The sequence below is a fragment of the Helicobacter bilis ATCC 51630 genome (assembly GCF_000686565.1).
Classification (GTDB): domain Bacteria; phylum Campylobacterota; class Campylobacteria; order Campylobacterales; family Helicobacteraceae; genus Helicobacter_A; species Helicobacter_A bilis.
In genome coordinates this window covers 1-2944 of record NZ_JMKW01000094.1, presented here as the reverse complement: position 1 = coordinate 2944, position 2944 = coordinate 1, and the positions used below count along the sequence as shown (strand labels likewise).

Sequence of the window (2944 nt, the reverse complement as noted above, 5' to 3'; positions counted from 1 at the left end):
TACCTCTTTTTTATGTTTTTGTAGTAATTCTTTTGTCTCTGCTACACTTTTTCCACTTTTTCGTGCTTGTTTAACTATTTCTTGCGGGGTTTGTGGTATAATGTCTTTAGAGTTTAAAGGGAGACTCGCCCCTTTAGTAGAATCGTTAGCGGGTGCTGTCTTAGCGATTTTCTCTATATTATCATCAAACGCAGTTACTACCCACTTATTTTCCCCTTGCTTATTAAATCCTTTATTTATGCCAACTTTAAAACCCTTATGTTCTATATTATAAGCTTCATCTCTGCCTTGTCGCTTTACTACTTCCCCATCTTGTATAATCTCATCTAGCTGTTTTGCTATGTTTTCAAACTCGCTTCCGTGCTTGTCTAAAATATGCTTTAATCCAAAGTTAGAATCCCCCCCCCCCCCCAAACTACATCAATATCCCCCAAGCCCTCTTTGTAAAACGCATTTTCTATATGTCCCATTTTTGCAATAAGCATAGCTTCTATCGCACCTTTGCCTTTAATCTTATCTAATTCTTTATCTTTAGTTAAGCGTTGTATTGTTTTTTTATTATTGATTAAAATGCCAAAAGGATAGCCATTGTCTTTAAAAAGCTTGTCTATATAAATGATAAATGTATAAATTATCGTTTGCTTTCTGTGATACTTTGCCTAGACTTGTATATGGAATGTGTGCTTCTCCAAAATGTCTTTGCACAAAAAACTCGGTAAATTTATTATCATTAAATGGCTTTAGATTAAAAAATTTGTCTAAAGTTGGGATAAATACTAATTTAAAATCCCCTATATTCACAGGCTCTTTTTCTAAAAATTTTAAAAGCTTTTGTTCTTTGCCTTTAAAGCCATTTTCCAAAAAGCTTTTAAGCTCTTGTGCTTGTTCTTTCGTAATAGATTTTTCCAAATATGTTGCAAATAAACTGCCATCTGCTTCTTTTGTAATGCTTATAAGGTCTAATTCCTTATCGTTTTTTCTCTCTACGATTAAAGCTTCGCCTTGTGGATAATATCCTAAAATCTCGCCTGTTTCATCATTTTTGATTTTTTCTATAAATTCTTTTTGCCACGCATTGTTTGCGTTATTTTCTGCTGTTTCATTATTTAAAGCCTTTTGTTGTGCTTTAGATTCTGTTTCTTTTACACTCTTGCCACTTGCCTTTGCTTGTTTTATGATTTCTTGTGTGCTTTGTGGTATAATGGCGCTGTCAATCTTGTTGGCTGAATATTGCGAGGTCTGTAAAAGCTTTTGCGAGATAGAATTGAAGTTTGGAGATTGATAGATAAAACTACCGCCTTTTTTAAGTTTATTATTAAGGTTTCTTGTTTCTTTGATTCCATTGCTAATACTTATTAGATATTCTCCATTATCAAAACTAACATTTACGAAATAATCATCATTTTTTAAATGCTTAATAAAGAGATATTCTCCCATATCATCACGCATAATAGCTTCAGGTGAATCTAACACTTCTTTAATCTGCGGTATATATTTTTCTCTGCCTTGTGATACTAGCTTTTTAAGGCTTCCTAGTTGCAGTTTTATCTCTTTGCCGCCTAGAGCTTGTAAAATCTCATCGCTATGCTTTGGTATGTAGCTATCATCTAAACTTTTAAGGTTAAATGTATCTAACCATTGTTGTTGCACTTCTTTTGTAAGTATGTGTTCCTTACCCTTTTTGTCTGTAAAGTGAATGTCTTTTGGTGCTTCCTTTACACTAGATATTTCATTTTTCAAACGATATAAAAACTTTGCTTCATAAGTGTTATTTGTATCCTTTATCATTTGTTGTATAAGCTTTAAGGCTGTATCTGTCCCCTTAGCTTTTGTTGCATAATCGACTTGAAATCTTGCATTATCTATAAAATCTTTTAGGGCTTCCACTTTGCTGGGTTTATTTTCTTGTGGTGCTTTATTTGGTAATTGATTTTTTAAATCTCTTATTCTTTGTTCTACTAAATCCAACTTATCTAAAAATTCACTATTATGTGCGGGGCTAAAACTATAAGGGCTGTAATCATTGCGATTGCTTTGCATAATCTTTTCTAAATGTGCTTTTTCTTTATATGCTGTTTCTAAATCATAGTTTGCAATTCTCTCAATCTCTGCGGCTTTCTCTGCTTCTTTTAGTGCTTTCTTTTTTGCCCTTTCTGCTTCTATTTTTGAGTCTAACTTTTTTGATACATCTCTATATGCTTTTTCAAGCATAGGGGAAGTTTCTTCCATAAGGTATCTTATATCTTCAGTGTCCTTTACTATTCTATGTAAATATTGCCATTTTAGTTTATCATCTTTCAGCATATTTGCCATATCTATAAATCGCTGCATACCTTCCTTATCGCCCAAATGATAACCTAATGCTTGTATGGCTTCTCTCTCTTTAGCTATAAATTCATCGAATTTTTCTGTCTGCCCTGCATTTATCTGTTCTATTAACTCTCTTTGTTTTGGCTCTTCTGCCACTACCCTTTTTATTGCCTTTCCCCTATCGCTTAATGCAAAGTCTGGCACATTTATTATTTCTTTGTTGTCAAGGTATTTATAGTCAAAATATTTTGGATTCTTATCATCGTAATGTTCGCCTTCTTGCCAAACTCTCTTTCTCAAATCTTGTTTAACAAAGCTTTCATGTTGCAAGGGCTTAGAATCCAACACATTACTAAACCTATCCACTTCATTTGCTTTATTTTCACTAGGCTTATTATATGGCAATAGCTTTATCTCTTTTGTAGTGTTTTTAAATTCCTGCATAGAATCTAAAAGTTCATTTGTCTTAGCATTAATATCTCTTAAATGTGCTTTTAGGTTAGCATTAGCTTTATATGGCAGTGCTTTTATCTCATTACTTAAAGGTTTAAAGTCTAGCTGTGCTAAAGGCTTATTTAATGCTTTTGTGGCACTCATAAACTCTTTATAGAGATTATGAAATATAAAATTCTTT

Annotated in this window: 2 protein-coding genes; both read right to left on the bottom strand. The window is 32.6% G+C overall.

Annotated elements, in window-relative coordinates; genetic code table 11:
• On the bottom strand, positions 1-414 hold a 414-nt coding region (locus T368_RS0111105), incomplete at its 3' end, for a putative barnase/colicin E5 family endoribonuclease (RefSeq protein WP_027338502.1).
• A gap of 180 nt (positions 415-594) precedes the next feature.
• Positions 595-2944: PBECR2 nuclease fold domain-containing protein (locus T368_RS15970; protein ID WP_034595260.1), on the bottom strand; the 2350-nt coding region annotated here is incomplete at its 5' end.